This window comes from Pseudomonas sp. PB120, assembly GCF_009761815.1.
Classification (GTDB): domain Bacteria; phylum Pseudomonadota; class Gammaproteobacteria; order Pseudomonadales; family Pseudomonadaceae; genus Aquipseudomonas.
On record NZ_RWIN01000036.1, the window covers coordinates 37,676 to 53,713 of the forward strand.

Genomic DNA, 16,038 nt, shown 5'->3' on the forward strand with positions numbered 1-16,038 from the left:
GACGTGTGATGAGAAAGTTTTTCAAGAAAGTCGGTGCCCTGGTGCGCCAGACTTGGGTCTGGACTTTGCTGCTGGTGCTGTCGGTCGCATTGTTGGTGTGGTGTGTCGGGCCGTTGCTGGCGGTCGATGACTATAAGTTCTGGAAAGGTTCGACCTCCCGTTTGCTGACCATCAGTGTGTTGTTCCTGATGTGGGGTCTGACGATGGTCTTCGTCAGCTGGCGCACAAGCGCGCGCAAAAAAGCCGTCGAAGAGACCGAGGACGGCCAGGGTCGGATCCGCCGTGAAGAGCTCATCAACGATGAGCAGAAAGTGTTGAAGGAGCGTTTCAAGGACGCCCTGAAAACCCTGAAGACGTCGAGCCTGTATCGCGGCCGCAGCGAGCACTGGCGCAATGACTTGCCGTGGTATTTGCTGATCGGCCCGCAGGGCAGTGGCAAGACCAGCCTGCTGGACTTCTCGGGGCTTGAGTTTCCGATCAACAAGATCGACCGCAAACTGACCCGCGACACCCTCGGTACCCGTCATTGCGACTGGTACTTCGCCGACCACGGTGTGCTGATCGACACTGCCGGTCGATACCTGACCCAGCCGGATGCCGAAGTCGACGGCAGCGCCTGGAGCATGTTGCTCGACCTGCTGCGCAAGCGTCGCCGCAACCGTCCGTTAAACGGTGTGCTGGTGACCATTCCCGTGGAAATGCTGTTTAGCAATGCTGAGCCGAACCTAGAAACACTGGCTCGCCAAGTGCGTGCGCGCTTGCAGGACGTGCACCAGAAACTGCACGTCGATGTGCCGATCTATCTGGTGCTGAGCAAGGCGGAGAAGCTGCTCGGTTTCGATGAATTTTTCGATCAGCTGACCCGCGAAGAAAGCGATCAGGTGCTCGGTACCAGTTTCCGCCAAGAGCAAAGCGGTGCCGACGTGACAGTGCTGCGTGCCGAGTTCGAAGCATTGCTGCGTCGCCTCAACAGTCAGGTGATCATGCGCATGCACCAGGAGCGCGATACCCGACGCCGTGGCCGCATCCTCGACTTCCCACACCAATTGGGGCAGATCGGCGAGCGTTTGTGCCTGTTCGTCGACATGGCCTTTACCGGCAACCGCTATCAGCGCGTCAGCCAATTGCGCGGTTTCTACTTGATCAGTGCACCGTATCTGACTCAGGAAATAGACCCGGACACGGCCGGCATCGGCGCCAATCTGGGGATGAAGTCCGGCGTGTTGCCGACGCTGCGCAGTGGCCGTTCGCGGTTCATTCACCACTTGCTCAGCCGGGTGATTTTCCCCGAGGCCGATCTGGCCGGGCTGGACAAGCGTGAACGCAGTCGCATCCATTGGGGCCAGCGTGGGTTGTATGTGGGCGCCCTGGCGGCGCTGGGGCTTTTCGGTCTGTTGTGGGCGGGCGGTTTCTCCGCCAACTATGAGCGCCTGGAAAACCTGCGCAATCTGGCACAAACCTGGACGCAACAACGGTCGGCGCTGATCGCTCGCAATGATTCCATGGCGGTGCTCAAGACCCTCGACACCCGTTATGCGGCGACTCAGGTGTTCCCGAAAAAGGGTGATGTCGGTTACCTCAAGCGAGGTGGCCTGTACCAGGGGAACGATGTTAATCCTGTGGTGGAAGCGGCTTACGAACGAGAGCTCGAAACGCAACTGCTACCCAAGGTCGCAACGCTGCTGGAAGGGCAGATCCGCGTCAACACGAAGGACCGCGAACGCCTGCTCAATAGCCTGCGTGCGTACCTGATGCTGAACATGAAAGATCGCCGTGATACGGCATGGCTCAAGGATTGGGTCGCTACCGAGTGGTCGTTGCACTACGCTGGCAACACGGCAGTGCAGAACGGTTTGAACACGCACTTCGAGCGTTTGCTCAGGCAGCCGTTTATCTATCCGCTGAACGATCAACTGGTGGTTCAGGCGCGGCAGGTACTGCGCAGCGAATCGCTGGCCAACGTGGTTTACCGGATGCTGCGCGAGCAGGCCCGAGATCTGCCGGAGTACCGTTTGAGCCAACACCTGGGCCCGCAAGGTGCTTTGTTTGTCGGCACCGATTACGCGATTCCGGGCTTCTACACCCGGCAGGGTTATCGGCAATATTTCTCCGTCCAGGGCGGTACGTTGGTTGCCGACATCCTGCGAGACAATTGGGTGCTTGGCGAAAGCTCGGGTATCAGCGGCATGGACTTGCGCCGCTTGATGGTCGAACTGGAACAACTGTACTTCCGCGACTACGCCAACTTCTGGAGTGAAGCGGTTGGCCAGGTTGCCTTGCCCCCGATCGATGAGGCGGGTGACAGTGCGGAGCAATTGGCGGGCCTGACGTCGGCCAATTCCCCCGTCCTGCAACTGCTGGTAGAAGTGCGGGAGAACACCCGGTTCCAGCTGATTGCCGACAGTGCCGGCACCGATGCTGCCGGGAAACTGGCAGAGAAGGGCGGCAAGCTCGGTAAGCTGGCCGCTGCCGCTGCCGACAAAGCGTCGGACATGGCCAGGAACCTGCCGGACACCTCAAAGAAATCCCTGCAACGTCGCTTCGAGCCGCTGCACCGTTTGCTGGATGGCAACAACGGCCCGAGCGCTGAGTTGATCCCGGCACTGACAGCGCTCAACGACCTGCAACTGCAACTGGCAAGTCTCGCGCGTGCCAGTGCGCCAGAGCACGCCGCGTTCGAGATGGCCAAGATCCGCATGAGCGGCCAGCGCGACGCATTGAGCAATCTGCGAAATGCATCGAACCGCTTACCGCGCCCGATCAACGCATGGTTCAACGTGCTGGCCGAAGACACCTGGCGCCTGGTGCTCAACGATTCCTACCGGTACCTGAACCAGCGCTATCAGAGCGAGCTGTACAGCTTCTACGGCAAGGCGATCAACAAGCGTTACCCATTCAGCGCCCACAGCACCAGCGACGTGGCGATCAGCGACTTCCGTGAGTTCTTCAAGGTGCAGGGCATTGCCGATCGCTTCTTCGATCATTACATGCGCCCGTTTGTCAGTGGCGATCCCGGTAATTACCGCCTGCGCAGTATCGACGGTCACAGCTTGCCGATCTCCAGGGTCTACCTTGACCAGATGACCGCCGTGCAAGTGATTCGCCAGAGCTTCTTCTCGATCAACACGGCTGAACCGCAGGTGCAGTTCAAACTCGAGCCCTACACCCTCGACCCTGCTGTCAGTCGTTCCGAGTTCAAGTTCGGCGACAAGACCATCGAATACCGTCATGGCCCTATCGTGCCGGTTTCATTTGAATGGCCGACTGACGCTGAAGACGGTCGTACCAGCCTGGTAATGGACAAGATGGTCGGCCGCCCGATCGGCATCGAGAAGAACTCCGGTCCGTGGTCACTGTTCCGATTGTTCGACCTGATGCAGACCGAATACTTGAGCGGTCGCGACGTGCTGGTGCTGAAGGCCGATGTGGGCGGCCTGCGCGCCAACTACTTGCTGGCCAGCCAGCGCTCGCCAAACCCGTTCGATATGGGGGTGCTGCGCACATTCCGTATGCCGGTGCAGCTCTGATGGGGGTTGCCAGTTCCTGGCGCAGCGCTGCGCGCACCGATACTGGCAAGGTCCGGGCGCGCAACGAAGATGCGTTCCTCGACAGCCCAGAGCAGGGGTTGTGGGTGGTCGCGGACGGTATGGGCGGTCATCAGGGCGGCGATATTGCCAGCCAATTGATCGTCGCCAGTCTGGCGGAATTGCCGATGCAGGACGATTTTGACCAACGTCTAAAAGGTATTCGCCGGTGCCTGCACTGGCTCAATCGCCGCTTGGGGCAGGAGTTGACCGTCACCGCCGGGCGGCACGACAGCATTATGGGCAGCACCGTGGTGGCGCTGCTGGTAAAAGGCAATCGAGCGGCCTGTATCTGGGCCGGCGACAGCCGCTGCTACTTGTGGCGTGCTCAGCGTTTGTATCAGCTGTCCAAGGACCATTCGTTGCAACAGCAACTCATCGACGACCAGCAAATGAGCCTTGAAGATGCCCGTGCACATCCCGGCGCACATGCCTTGACCCGCGCGGTCGGAGCTGCCGAGCAATTGACACTGGACGTGCTCGAACTCGAGGTGCGCCCCGGCGATGCGTTTCTGTTGTGCAGCGATGGTTTGTACAACGGGATGAGCAGCGATGTTTTGGGTAGGGCCCTGAGCTTGGTGGCGCCGCATGTCGCACTGGAGCGGCTGTTCGACGGCGCTTTGCTTGGCTCGGCCACGGACAACCTGACCGCCGTAGTGATACGCCAATGACCCAGCTCATGCCGCCGCTTGATGACCTGCTGATGAGCGAAGAGCAAGCCAACAACCTGACTTACTTTGCGTTTGCCAAATCGCACGCAGTGCAGCCCGCGCTGACGCCGACACTAGTCAGCGTCGGCGAGCTCCCGGACGTATTGGCAGGCCGCTACCGCATCGAACGCCTGCTGGGTGCCGGCGGCATGGGCGCGGTTTACCGCGCACGGGATCTGCTAAGTGAACAGTTCGGCGATCCCGACCCCTACATTGCGCTGAAAATCCTTAGCGAAGAATTTGCCGAGTCGCCGGACGCCAGTGCCTTGCTCTACAGCGAGTTCGCGCTGACCCGACGATTGCGCCATGAAAACGTGCTGCGCCCGCACTCCTTTGAAGTGGACACCGATTGCCAGCGTGCCTTCATCACCATGGAACTCATGCGAGGGATGACCCTGGACAAACTGCTCTGCGAGCGACCCTTGGGCCTGCCTTGGTTCGAGCTGCGGAACATCGCGCTGCCGCTGCTCGACGCGCTGGCCTACGCCCACTCTCGAGGCGTACTGCATGGGGACATGAAACCAAGCAACGTGATGCTCTGCGAAGAAGGCGTACGTCTGTTCGACTTCGGTCTGGGGCAAGCCGAAGTGGGCGTCCTCCCCGGCCTGCCACACCTGAGCCGCGATCGATTCAAAGCCTGGACGCCAGGCTATGCAGCCCCCGAACTGCTCGAAGGCCAGGCGTTGTCGGCCAGCGCCGATATCTTCGGCGTGGCCTGCGTGCTCTATGAGTTGGCGAGCGGCAAACACCCGTTTCGCCGCTTGCCGTCCAACGAGGCGCGTGATGGCCGCCTCGACCGCGAGCTGAGCGCCCCTCGGAATCTGCCAAAACACTGCTGGCCAGCCTTGCGCATGGCATTGGCTTTTGACGCGGCGGCTCGAACGATCACCGCCGTACAACTGCGTGTTGCGATGGGCACTAGCTCTTCGTTGGTACAGCGCTTGCGGCGTTGGGTGTAATGGATGACTTCGCGAATTGCGCTATTGGAATGCGCTTCGAGTCGCCCCTTTATCGCTAAAGGATGATCAAGGCGAGCAGGATTGAATTATTTAGAAAGGGGAATTCAACATCCCCTTTTTATTTCGCGATTGGGTTACGCCTTCGCTTGATGCCTCGCCGGATTTGGCGAATCAATGTGATCCAGTGCTCTTTCCACCAGCAGATGCACGCCGTCGGCCATTCTGCTGAGTGCCAAGGCGACAGAGCGCCGTGAGCCTTCCACGTCGTCTGCCAGGTCGGCGGCGATGGCGCTGATGGACAGCAGGTCTTCCGACGCGTTGGCCAACAAGGTTTCGGTATGCAGGTCGGGAGCTACGATAAAGAAGTCGCCTTTGCGACGTTTGGATTTTTTATCCTCGGGCGTGCCGAGGTGAAGATCGAGGGCGCGTTCGGCGGCTTCGTGGAGTTTTCTGGAATCGAGAGATTCGTAAGGGGATGTGGCTTCGTGTTCTGGAGGGTTAGGCGTTGGCTTGATCATTGATGTAGCTCCTGGAATTAAGAGACCGACACCGTTTCGCTTTGCACTTCGAAAGAGGTGGCAGCTGTGCGTTGGTGTGCAAGACCGATCCAGGAACCGGCAGACCCGAAGGTCTCCGACGCACAGCCGCCATAAAGACCCGCGAGCATAGGAAAACGCTCGACGAATAGCCATAAGCAATTGCGCACCTGGATTCGGACTTGCACGTCCGTGTCACCGATTTTGCGGCGACGAAGAGAGATTATCGGTGGAGTCTAACCCTGCCTAGTTCATGAACAGCGACACGGGTTGAAGGAAATGTCCGATAGAGCCGAGCGTAGAAAGACCAAGATGCCCCGCCTTTTAAACAGCCCTGTTTCGTCAATGACTTGGTAGTCATCACCGTCAAAAACCACAGCATCTTCTTCTAACGCAACGCGATAGTGGCGTTCTCACTCGAAGCCGCTACACTGCGCCGGCCGTTCATTTTCCTTTTGAGGCTGTGCGCATGAAATTTCGTTTTCTTCTGTGGATGCTGGGTTTGTTGATGGGTAAGGCCAGCCGGACTAATCCTGCGTTTCAGCAGCAGTTGGGCGACAAGGAGTTGGTGTTTCAGCTACAGACCCTGGACGGGAAAGTGGCGCGGCATTTCCGGGTGAAAGGGCAGCGCATCACCAGCAAGTCTGGCGTGTATGCCGAGCCGGCGTTTGCGATTGCGTTCAAGGATGCGGCGTATGGCTTTGACACCCTGCAGGCGAAGAACAAGCAGTTGGCGTTTATGACGGGGATTCAGGACAAGTCGATCCAGATCAAGGGCAACCCGGCGCTGGTGATCTGGTTTCAGGGGCTGACCAAGTATTTGAAGCCGCGCAAGGCCAAGCCTAAGGCTTGATTCGAGTGATTAACCCTGTGGCGAGGGAGCTTGCTCCCGCTGGGCTGCGAAGCGGCCCTGAGATCTGAGGCTGGGTTTTATCAGGAGACCGAGTTGGTTGGGTTTGCGGCTGCTGCGCAGCCGAGCGGGAGCAAGCTCCCTCGCCACAGGGGCTTGCGGTAGATCGGGGTGGAGTCATCGCGGGCAGGCCCGCGATGCTTTCAGGCCTGGGTGAATTGCGACGCGAGTTCGCGCAGCAGTACTTCGGCCTCGAGGACTTTGGTCACGACGTCGTTGGCTTTTTCGCGGGTCAGGCCGACGCGTTCCAGCAAGGCATCGGGGATGTCTTCATCCGGGCCGGAGCCGATGCCGCGGCTGCGCAGCAGGCGCACGGACAGGCAGACGAGGTTCGGGTACTCGGCGTAGGCGCCATCGTAGCTTGGGTCGTGCTGGAAGCGCAGCGCGGTGGCCAGTTCGTCCGGCATGTCCCAGTAGCGCATCAGCCAGGCGCCGATCTGTTCGCGGCTGATGCCCAGCAGGTGTTGCTCGATGTAGCTGTGGCACAGGTGCGGGTTGACCTCCAGGTGGCGGCAGATCAGCGAGAAGTGCGGCGGGAATACGTGGGCCAGCAGCAAGTAACCGAAGTTGTGCAGCAGGCCGGCGAGGTAGGTCAGGCCTGCTTCAGGGCGCTGGGCGCGCGGCATGGCGCGGGTCAGGCCTTCGATGACGGCGGCGGTGTAGATCGATTGCTGCCAGTACGGCGTGGAGTGTTGCGGATGGTCTTTGGGCAGGCTGAGGGTTTTGCCCAGCGCCAGGCCCAGCGCGAGGTTGATCACCAGGTCGAAACCCAGCACCCGGACGATGGCGTCTTCCACGGAGCGAATCTTGCCCGGCGACGCGTAGTACGGCGACGCCGCCCAGCTCACGACTTGCGCGGCCAGGGCCGGATCGGTTTCCACGACGCCGGTGATGTCGTCGATGGTGGCGTTGGGGTCGACGCGCAGCTTGATGATTTTCTGCGCGGTCTCGGCCAGCGGCGGAATCTCGATGGTGGCTTCCAGGCGTTGCTGGATGCGTCGTGCGGTGAACGCTTGCACGGCCTGGGTGATTTCCTCGCGGTCATCGTCGGGGCGGTCGAGGTTCGGCCGGATGCTGGTCAGGTTTTCGCCGAAGTTGGCGGCGCTGGCCTTGGTCAGCATGGTCTTGAATGCTTCGCTGGTGATTTCCAGCAGCACGCCGGGCTCGCCAGAGTTGATCAGCAGCTTCGGTTCGCGCAGCAGGCTTTCTTCGTACAGGCAGGGCGAACTGGTCAGCGCCGGCAGGCCAGGCAAAAAGCTCAGGCTGTGTTTGCCGAGCATTTTTTCCAGGCGCTCGGTGGGCACTGCTGTGAGGCGGCGGCCCGTGAGTTCGGCGAGGCGATTGAGGTCCAGCAACTGGCTCTGAGGGAACAGCACCATCAGGGCGCCAACGGCGTCATCGACCAGGATGGCCTGGACTTTGCGCGTGGCTTTCAGGCCGTGGTGGTCGATGACTTCTTCGTAGGCAATGCCTAATTTGCCCAGCAGCAGCCGTATAACCGACGGAGCGTGCGGGGTGGCGGGTGCGAGGGCAACTTCGGTCATGAGTCTGTATCCGGTCTAAAACAATTGCTGGAGTATAACCAGCTTGTTTAAGTGCGGGGTCCAGAAACTGCGACGGTGCTCACACTTGGCCGTATTGCTGCCCGTGGCGTAACCAGCGGTCGAGTAGAGGGCTGACGTGATCCGGCCAGCGTTCCAGTAACGCCTGGGCGGCGTCGCGCACGGCGGGCAGTAAATCGGCATCGCGCATCAGGTCGGCGACCTTGAATTGCAGCAGGCCGGTCTGGCGGGTGCCGAGCATTTCGCCGGGGCCGCGCAGTTCGAGGTCTTTTTCGGCGATGACAAACCCGTCGTTTGTTTCACGCATGATGCCAAGTCGCTGACGGCCGATCTGTGACAGCGGCGGATGGTAGAGCAGCACGCAATGACTGGCGGCACTGCCTCGACCGACGCGACCGCGCAGCTGATGCAGTTGCGCGAGGCCCAGGCGCTCGGGGTTTTCGATGATCATCAGGCTGGCATTCGGGACGTCGACGCCGACTTCGATCACCGTCGTGGCCACCAGCAGTTGCAGGTTGCCGGCCTTGAATTCAGCCATCACCGCGGCTTTTTCCACAGGCTTCATGCGGCCGTGGATCAGCCCGACCTTCAGTTCGCCGAGAGCGGCGGTGAGGTCCTCAAAGGTGGTTTCCGCCGCTTGGCAGGTCAGCTCTTCCGACTCCTCGATCAGCGTGCACACCCAATAGGCCTGGCGCCCTTCAGCGCAGGCGCCGCGCACGCGTTCGATGACTTCGACGCGCCGGGTATCGGTGATCAACACGGTGTTGACCGGCGTACGACCGGGGGGCAGCTCATCAAGGATCGAGGTGTCGAGGTCGGCGTAGGCACTCATGGCCAACGTTCGGGGGATGGGCGTGGCGGTCATGATCAGCTGATGCGGGCACATCCGCCCGCCGACGCCTTTCTGCCGCAACGCCAGCCGCTGCTGCACGCCGAAACGGTGCTGTTCGTCGATGATCACCAGCGCAAGGTTCTTGAACTGCACTTCGTCCTGGAACAGCGCATGAGTGCCGACCACCATAGGCGCGCCGCTGGCGATCTGCTCCAGCGCGGCCACGCGGTTCTTGCCCTTGAGTTTGCCCGCCAGCCACGCCACTTCGATGCCCAGCGGTTCGAGCCAACGCTTGAAGGTGATGAAATGTTGCTCGGCCAGGATCTCGGTCGGCGCCATCAACGCGACTTGATAACCCGCTTCCAGCGCTTGAAGCGCGGCGAGGGCGGCGACCACGGTTTTACCCGCGCCGACATCGCCCTGGATCAAGCGCAACATGGGCTCATGCTGACTGAGGTCGTAGGCGATTTCGTTGCCGACGCGTTGTTGGGCGCCGGTCGGGCTGAAGCCAAGGTTGGCCAGGTACTTGGCCGGCAACGTGGTGGCTTTCGGCATCGCCGGCGCGCGCAGGGAGCGCATGCTTTCTCGCAGGCGCTGCTGGGACAGTTGATGGGTCAGCAATTCTTCGAAGGCCAGACGGTGCTGCGCCCAGTGATGACCCAGGGCGAGTTCGTCGACGTCGGCATCGGCCGGCGGGTGATGCAGGTAGCGGATCGCGTCGGCCAGTGGCGCGAGTTGATAGTCGCGCGCCAGTTCGGTGGGCAGCCAGTCGGGCAGGCTGGTCGGGCCGAGCATCGTCAGGGTCTGCATGCACAACTGTCGCAAGCGCTGTTGGGTCAGGCCTTCGGTCAGCGGGTAAACCGGTGTCAGGGTTTCATCCACGGGCGGTGGCTCGTCACCGGTGATGGCGCGGTATTCCGGGTGGTAGATTTCCAGCCCCGACGCACCGGGCCGCGCTTCGCCATAGCAGCGAATTCGCGTGCCGCGCTTGAGGCCTTCTTTCTGGGCGTTGCTGAAATGATAGAAACGCAGGCTCAGCCCGCCGGTGCCGTCCTGCAGACGAACAACCAGGCTGCGGCGTCGGCCCATGACCACGTCGGCACCGCTGACGGTGCCTTCGATCACGGCGTCTTGCCCGGGTCGCAAGTGGCCGATCGGGACCACGCGCGTGCGGTCCTGATAGCGCAACGGCAGATGAAACAGCACGTCCTGGAGGTTCTCCAGGCCGACCTTGGCCAACTTCTCGGCCATGGCCTCACCGACACCCTTGAGTGCCGTCACCGACACTTGCGACAACTCGGTCATGACAGTGACTTAAGCCGCAACCACGGGCTTGGGCGGCTTGGCCACCGAGCACAGGCGAATGGAGTCAGCGAGAATCTCGATGGCTTTGGGGCGTGGGAAGCTCGCACGCCAGGCGATGGCCACGGTGCGGAACGGCACTGGCGGCGTCAGTGGGCGCACTTCGATCACGCCCGGGGCGTAGTGATGGCTGTCCACCGCTGACAGCGGCAGGATCGATATGCCCAAGCCGGACGCGACCATGTGGCGAATGGTTTCCAGGGAGCTGGATTCCACGGTGGTGTGCTTGGCGCCTTCATTGCCTTTGGTCAGCGTCGGGCAGGCTTCCAGCACTTGGTCGCGGAAGCAGTGGCCTTCGCCGAGCAGCAGCAGGCTCTTGTCGTTGAGCAGCGCAGCGTCGATGGAGTCTTTTTGCGTCCACGGGTGCTGGGCCGGCATCAGGACGTAGAACGGTTCGTCGTAGAGCTGCAGGGTCAGCACATCGGCTTCGTTGAACGGCAGGGCGATGATGATTGCATCAAGTTCGCCGTTGCGCAGTTTGTCTCGGAGGATGTGGGTGAAGTTTTCTTCGATGTACAACGGCATCTGCGGGGCGACCCGGTGCAGTTGCGGAATCAGGTGCGGGAACAGGTACGGGCCGACGGTGTAGATCGCGCCGACTTTCAGCGGGGCGGTCAGCTGGTTCTTGCCGGCCTGGGCCAGTTCGCGGATGCCTTGGGCCTGTTCCAGGACCTTTTGTGCCTGGGCCACGATGCCTTCGCCCACCGGGGTCAGCCGCACGGCACTCTTGCTGCGCTCGAAAATCAGCACACCGAGTTCGTCTTCAAGCTTCTTCACGCCCACCGACAGGGTCGGTTGACTGACGTGGCAACGCTCGGCCGCATGGCCGAAGTGCTGCTCTTGGGCGAGCGTAACGATGTAGCGTAATTCTGTAAGAGTCATAGCAAGCGTCCATGAAGTTGCGAGCCAAGCATACCGGCTGCAATCGATAGACGCACGTTATCAGACTGAGTGCGTTGAGTGACACCGGGTAATGCAGGTTTGCCGCAGGCAGATACGCAAAAGGCACCTTTCGGTGCCTTTCACAGGGCTTGCGGTCGCCGCCAAACCCGGGTTATGCGTATTGCTTACCGGCGGCGTTCCAGCGAGTAAACAAACGGCGCAACAATTTCGATGGAGCCGTTAGTCAGCATGTCAGCCGGTGGCTTGGGCAGCGGCTGGGCGCGGCGGATCATTTCCAGGGTCGCCCGGTCCAGATCGGCAGTGCCGGAGCCGCCCACCAGTTCGAACGACAACACATTGCCCTCAGCATCCACCACGAAACGCAGGCGGTTCATGCCTTCTTTGCCCCGTGCCTGCGCACTGGCCGGGTACTTTTTGTACTTGGCCAGGTGAGCGAGCAGAGTGCCTTGCCAGCTGGCCTTGGCAGCCTGCTGCGCGGGCGAAGGACCTGGTGCCGGTTGTGCGGATTTCTCCGTTGGCGCCTGAGTCGGTTGCGCGTCGCTCGGTTTTTCCTCGGCCGGCTTCTCTTTCGGCGGCTCCGGTTTTTTCTCCACAGGCTTGGGCGGTTGAGGCTTCGGCTTGGGCTTGACCGGTTTCGGTACGGCGATCTCGGCCTTTGGCGCTTCAGCCAGCTTCGGGATCGGCAACTCTTCAACCGGAGCGGGCGGTTGGGGTGGCGTTATCACTTTCGGCGGTGCCGGTGGTGGCGGGGCCGGAACCGGGGCCAGCTCGACCATCATTGCCTGCGGTGGCAGCTCGATGGGTGGGCGTGCGGTCCAGTTCATCGCCAGCGCAATGGCCAGCGCATGAACGCCCAGCACCACGGCCAGGCTCCCGCTGTAACGCGTCAGCTTATGGCGCGTCGTGATCATTTCTTGACTGCCGACTCGAGCCCGACCAGGCCTACCTTGAGGTAGCCGGCGGAACGCAGGTTATCCATCACGCTCATCAGGTCGCCGTAATCCACGCCTTTGTCGGCCTGGAAGAAGATCGTCGTGTCCTTCTTGCCTTTGGTCCTGGCGTCCAGTGTGGCGCCCAGTGCTTCGGCCTTCACTTCGTCTTCGCCGAGGAACAGGCGCTGGTCGGCTTTTACGCTGAGAAACACCGGTTTCTCAGGCCGTGGCGCCGGTTTGGCGGTGGAGGCAGGCAGGTCGACCTTGATGTCCACGGTGGCCAGCGGGGCGGCCACCATGAAGATGATCAACAGCACCAGCATCACGTCGATGAACGGCGTGACGTTGATTTCGTGGTTCTCGGCCAGATCGTCGTCTGCGCCTTCTTTCAAATGCAGGCCCATGGCCGATTACCCCACTTTCACCATGTGCGGTTGCGAGCTGCGCTCAGGCTGGTGGTCGAGGTCGCGGCTGACCAGCAGCAGGACTTCTGCCGATGCGTCGGACACTTGCGCCTTGTAACCGGCAATGGAGCGGGCGAACACGTTGTAGATCACCACCGCTGGAATCGCGGCAACCAGGCCCAGTGCCGTAGCCAACAGCGCTTCGGCAATGCCGGGGGCCACGACGGCGAGGTTGGTGGTCTGGGTCTTGGCGATGCCGATAAAGCTGTTCATGATGCCCCACACGGTGCCGAACAAACCTACGAATGGCGCGGTGGAACCGATGGTGGCGAGGACGCCGGTGCCGCTGCTCATGTTGCGACCGCAGGCGGCCACCAGGCGCTCGAGACGGAAGGCGACGCGTTCCTTGATGCCTTCTTTCTCGCGGCTGTTGGTCGACAGGCGCATTTCTTCCAGCGCATCGTGCACCAACAGGTTGGCAAGGGTGCCGGACTTCGCGGCGGTCGCGCTGGCTTCTCTGAGGGTGGTGGCTTTTTTCAGGTGGACGATTTCAGTGCGCAGACGACGCTTGGCGGCCATCAGCTCGAAGCCCTTGGCGATCCAGATGGTCCAGGTGATGATCGAGGCGATGGCCAGGCCGATCATCACGACTTTGACGATGATGTCGGCGTTCTGGAACATGCCCCACGGCGACAGGTCATGGGCCATGCCCAAAGTGTTGTCGGCTTCGAGGACTTCAGGAGCGTCTTCGGCATTGGCGTCGACAGCCTGGGCCGGGTCGGCGGCGACCGGTGCAGCGGCGTGATCGGCTGCTGCCGGCGCGGTAGCGGTGGCCGGGGTGGCTGGCGCTTGTGCGTCAGCCAAGGCGGCAACCGGTGCCAGCATCAGGCTGAACAACAGGGCGGCCACCGCGCTCCAGGCGCGAGGTCGATTCGTTGGCAAAACGGTGAATTGATTGCGTGTCATGCTGGCCGGACCTGAGAGGAAAAGACGGTTAATGTTCTTCCAGGCCTCGTAAGGCCGAGAACAAAAGTGGCGGGCATTATTGCAAATAATTCTTGTTAACAAAAGTAATAGAGTCTCTTTTTTTCCTCCGTTGCTAGCCGCTCGTCCTTTGCCAGCGCTGGTTTTTGTCTTTTTGATGGGAGTTTTCTGATGTCCGCACCCTCTGTTTTGATCGCCGGCTGCGGTGATGTCGGTAGTCGCCTGGCCACGCAATTGTTGGCGGGCGGGTGGGAAGTTCATGGCCTGCGTCGCGACGTTTCACGCTTGCCCGAGGGCGTGATCGGTGTGGCCGGCGACTTGTTTGATAAAGACTGTCCGCAAACCTGGCCGATCGGTGCCGTGGATTACCTGGTGTATTGCGCGGCCGCCACGGATCACGATGAAGCCGGGTATCGTGCTGCTTATATCCAGGGCCTGAAGCATGTGCTTGAGTGGCTGGACGACTATGGACAGGTGCCCAACCGGCTGTTGTTTGTTTCCAGCAGCAGTGTTTATGGCCAGCAGGATGGCGAGTGGGTCGATGAGACTTCGCCTGCGGTAGCGGCCGGTTATTCAGGGCGTGTGATGCTCGAAGCGGAGCAGATCGCGCTGGATAGCGGCATCCCGGCCAGCATTGTGCGATTGACCGGTATTTACGGCCCGGGCCGTGAGTGGCTGCTGACCCAGGTTCGTCGTGGGTATCGCGTGGCGATTGATCCACCGCTGTACGGGAACCGCATCCATGCCGATGACGCGGCGGGACTGATGGCGTGTCTGCTTGAAGCGGATCGGCGCGGTGTGGTGCTGGATGACTGCTATATCGGCGTCGACGATGCACCGGCGCCGCTTGCTGAAGTGGTGGACTGGTTGCGTGAGTATCTGGGCGTAACCGAGTGGGCTGATGACGCGAGTGTGCGGCGCACGGGGAGCAAGCGTTGCAGTAACGCGCGGGCCAAGGCCTTGGGCTGGGTGCCGAAGTATGCAAGCTATCGGGAAGGGTATGCCGCGATTCTCGAAGGAGGCAACTGATTTCCAGTCAACTAAAACCACCTGTAGGAGCGAGCCTGCTCGCGAAGCGGAGTATCAGTCGACATCAATGTTGAATGTCAGTCCGCTATCGCGAGCAGGCTCGCTCCCACATTGGTCGTTCATTTCGGCAAAGACCGGGTTACTGCTTTTCCAGCAACCACTTGCGTTCACCCGGTGTGAACTGGGGCATTTCGTCTGCCTGTGCGGTGTTCACCGCTTGCAGAATCTCCAGTTCCTTGCCCTTGCGCGCAAATATCCAGGTGTTGCCCTGGCCGTTCTGTTGCAGCCACATGTTGTCGTTGCCGCCGCTCATCGAGGCGCAGTCGCCGGCCAGGCACAGCGCATAGCGATCACTGCCTGGCAAACCGGTCACCTGGCCATCGGCCTGGAACTGCACGGTATTGCCTTCACCGGGACCGCTCACGATCTTCCAGCTGCCGCCCATGTAGGCCGAATACAGCGCTCGCTCGAAACTGGCGCCTATCGGAGCGCCTTCCGGCACCGGGATCAACGCACGGTCAAAGACTTGCGCAGGCTCATTGTCATTGGCGAGCTGATTCAGTTGCTTGCCATTACGCTTCAGTTCGCTGGCAGAGCTGCCATAAAAGTCGACTTTCCAGGCGCCGGACTCTTCGCCCAGCAGCTTGCCTTCGACATTTTCAAAACCATTGGTGTAGCGGGCCTGGCTGGCCTTGGTGTTGACGTCCCATTCCAGGTTCGGACCATAGGCTTGGAGCGCTTCACGCAGGGGGCTGCCTTTGGAGGCGGCATCAATCGCCACCTGGTTGATCCAGGTGCCGCTGATATCACGGTCGGCAGGGTTGCTGGCACAACCGCCCAAGAGTAGGGCGACCAGCGAAAGAGCTAGCGCTTGGCGCATGGTGGAATCCTTTCAAAACGAGGACGGCGCAGCCTTTTAGGCTGCGCCGGACGCATTACTCGATGACCAGAATGGCATCCATTTCAACCTGCGAACCTTTCGGCAGCGCGGCTACGCCGATGGCGGCGCGGGCAGGGTAAGGCTGGTCAAAGTACTTGCCCATGATCTCGTTGACCTTGGCAAAGTGGCTCAGGTCGGTGAGGAAGATGTTCAGTTTGACGATGTCCTTGAACGAGCCGCCGGCAGCTTCGGCCACGGCTTTGAGGTTCTCGAACACCTGGACGGTCTGGGCTTCGAAGCCTTCAACCAGTTCCATGGTTTTTGGGTCCAGAGGAATTTGACCCGACATGTAGACGGTGTTGCCAGCCTTGATCGCCTGGGAGTAAGTACCGATGGCGGCCGGGGCATTGTCGCTGGTGATAACGGTCTTGGTCATGAATGACTCCTTGTA

The 16,038-nt window shown here is 60.9% G+C and carries 14 protein-coding genes; 5 read left to right on the forward strand and 9 right to left on the reverse strand.

The window, feature by feature from the left end:
• Nucleotides 1–8: 8 nt before the first annotated feature.
• From tssM to EJA72_RS06150, 3 genes are read left to right on the forward strand one after another with little or no spacing between them, the layout of a single operon-like run.
• The gene (tssM, locus tag EJA72_RS06140; protein ID WP_157710615.1) at nt 9–3,527 is read left to right on the forward strand and encodes a type VI secretion system membrane subunit TssM; all 3,519 of its coding nucleotides are present in this window, start codon (nt 9–11) and stop codon (nt 3,525–3,527) included.
• On the forward strand, nt 3,527–4,255 hold the full coding sequence (locus EJA72_RS06145) for a PP2C family serine/threonine-protein phosphatase (protein WP_157710616.1): 729 nt from the start codon (nt 3,527–3,529) through the stop codon (nt 4,253–4,255). Before tssM ends, EJA72_RS06145 begins: the two co-directional genes overlap by 1 nt.
• A complete protein-coding gene (locus EJA72_RS06150; RefSeq protein ID WP_178129107.1) occupies nt 4,252–5,253 on the forward strand; it encodes a serine/threonine-protein kinase in 1,002 nt (333 codons plus the stop codon). The genes EJA72_RS06145 and EJA72_RS06150 overlap by 4 nt, the downstream gene beginning before the upstream one ends.
• A gap of 134 nt (nt 5,254–5,387) precedes the next feature.
• Here EJA72_RS06150 and EJA72_RS06155 read toward each other — a convergent pair whose 3' ends face one another.
• Entirely contained in the window at nt 5,388–5,771 is a 384-nt protein-coding gene (locus tag EJA72_RS06155; RefSeq protein WP_157710617.1) for a DUF6124 family protein, read from the reverse strand.
• 487 nt (nt 5,772–6,258) lie between these two features.
• Between EJA72_RS06155 and EJA72_RS06160 the strand changes: the two genes are divergently transcribed.
• Nucleotides 6,259–6,642, forward strand: coding sequence for a helicase (locus tag EJA72_RS06160; RefSeq protein WP_157710618.1), 384 nt, complete (start codon nt 6,259–6,261; stop codon nt 6,640–6,642).
• A gap of 200 nt (nt 6,643–6,842) precedes the next feature.
• On the opposite strand, the gene EJA72_RS06165 is transcribed toward EJA72_RS06160, so the two are convergent.
• From EJA72_RS06165 to exbB, 6 genes are all read right to left on the reverse strand, one after another.
• Nucleotides 6,843–8,243 carry an aminoacyl-tRNA deacylase and HDOD domain-containing protein gene (locus EJA72_RS06165; protein WP_157710619.1) on the reverse strand — a complete coding sequence of 467 codons (1,401 nt, stop codon included), beginning with the start codon at nt 8,241–8,243 and terminating at the stop codon, nt 6,843–6,845.
• Nucleotides 8,244–8,322: 79 nt separating this feature from the next.
• Nucleotides 8,323–10,398: an ATP-dependent DNA helicase RecG gene (gene recG, locus EJA72_RS06170; protein WP_157710620.1), complete on the reverse strand. Its 2,076-nt coding sequence runs from the start codon at nt 10,396–10,398 to the stop codon at nt 8,323–8,325.
• 9 nt (nt 10,399–10,407) lie between these two features.
• Entirely contained in the window at nt 10,408–11,337 is a 930-nt protein-coding gene (locus EJA72_RS06175) for a hydrogen peroxide-inducible genes activator (protein ID WP_157710621.1), read from the reverse strand.
• A gap of 185 nt (nt 11,338–11,522) precedes the next feature.
• Entirely contained in the window at nt 11,523–12,269 is a 747-nt protein-coding gene (locus EJA72_RS06180; protein ID WP_157710622.1) for an energy transducer TonB, read from the reverse strand.
• Nucleotides 12,266–12,694 (reverse strand): TonB system transport protein ExbD, encoded by a 429-nt coding sequence (gene exbD, locus EJA72_RS06185; protein ID WP_157710623.1) that lies wholly within the window; start codon nt 12,692–12,694, stop codon nt 12,266–12,268. The genes EJA72_RS06180 and exbD overlap by 4 nt, the downstream gene beginning before the upstream one ends.
• Before the next feature lie 6 nt (nt 12,695–12,700).
• On the reverse strand, nt 12,701–13,660 hold the full coding sequence (gene exbB / locus EJA72_RS06190) for a tonB-system energizer ExbB (RefSeq protein WP_157710624.1): 960 nt from the start codon (nt 13,658–13,660) through the stop codon (nt 12,701–12,703).
• A gap of 189 nt (nt 13,661–13,849) precedes the next feature.
• Here exbB and EJA72_RS06195 point away from each other — a divergent pair, with 189 nt between their 5' ends.
• Nucleotides 13,850–14,707, forward strand: a complete 858-nt coding sequence (locus EJA72_RS06195; RefSeq protein ID WP_157710625.1) for an SDR family oxidoreductase — start codon at nt 13,850–13,852, stop codon at nt 14,705–14,707.
• Nucleotides 14,708–14,846: 139 nt separating this feature from the next.
• Here the strand turns inward: EJA72_RS06195 and EJA72_RS06200 are convergent, their stop codons facing one another.
• Nucleotides 14,847–15,587: a hypothetical protein gene (locus EJA72_RS06200; protein ID WP_157710626.1), complete on the reverse strand. Its 741-nt coding sequence runs from the start codon at nt 15,585–15,587 to the stop codon at nt 14,847–14,849.
• A gap of 55 nt (nt 15,588–15,642) precedes the next feature.
• Entirely contained in the window at nt 15,643–16,023 is a 381-nt protein-coding gene (locus tag EJA72_RS06205; RefSeq protein WP_157710627.1) for a RidA family protein, read from the reverse strand.
• Nucleotides 16,024–16,038: the final 15 nt, after the last annotated feature.

Bases quoted from the DNA above. Each gene is read 5' to 3' on its own strand.
- tssM (WP_157710615.1), top strand. From the start codon at position 9: ATGAGAAAGTTTTTCAAGAAAGTCGGTGCCCTGGTGCGCCAGACTTGG.
- EJA72_RS06145 (WP_157710616.1), top strand. From the start codon at position 3,527: ATGGGGGTTGCCAGTTCCTGGCGCAGCGCTGCGCGCACCGATACTGGC.
- EJA72_RS06150 (WP_178129107.1), top strand. From the start codon at position 4,252: ATGACCCAGCTCATGCCGCCGCTTGATGACCTGCTGATGAGCGAAGAG.
- EJA72_RS06155 (WP_157710617.1), bottom strand. From the start codon at position 5,771: ATGATCAAGCCAACGCCTAACCCTCCAGAACACGAAGCCACATCCCCT.
- EJA72_RS06160 (WP_157710618.1), top strand. From the start codon at position 6,259: ATGAAATTTCGTTTTCTTCTGTGGATGCTGGGTTTGTTGATGGGTAAG.
- EJA72_RS06165 (WP_157710619.1), bottom strand. From the start codon at position 8,243: ATGACCGAAGTTGCCCTCGCACCCGCCACCCCGCACGCTCCGTCGGTT.
- recG (WP_157710620.1), bottom strand. From the start codon at position 10,398: ATGACCGAGTTGTCGCAAGTGTCGGTGACGGCACTCAAGGGTGTCGGT.
- EJA72_RS06175 (WP_157710621.1), bottom strand. From the start codon at position 11,337: ATGACTCTTACAGAATTACGCTACATCGTTACGCTCGCCCAAGAGCAG.
- EJA72_RS06180 (WP_157710622.1), bottom strand. From the start codon at position 12,269: ATGATCACGACGCGCCATAAGCTGACGCGTTACAGCGGGAGCCTGGCC.
- exbD (WP_157710623.1), bottom strand. From the start codon at position 12,694: ATGGGCCTGCATTTGAAAGAAGGCGCAGACGACGATCTGGCCGAGAAC.
- exbB (WP_157710624.1), bottom strand. From the start codon at position 13,660: ATGACACGCAATCAATTCACCGTTTTGCCAACGAATCGACCTCGCGCC.
- EJA72_RS06195 (WP_157710625.1), top strand. From the start codon at position 13,850: ATGTCCGCACCCTCTGTTTTGATCGCCGGCTGCGGTGATGTCGGTAGT.
- EJA72_RS06200 (WP_157710626.1), bottom strand. From the start codon at position 15,587: ATGCGCCAAGCGCTAGCTCTTTCGCTGGTCGCCCTACTCTTGGGCGGT.
- EJA72_RS06205 (WP_157710627.1), bottom strand. From the start codon at position 16,023: ATGACCAAGACCGTTATCACCAGCGACAATGCCCCGGCCGCCATCGGT.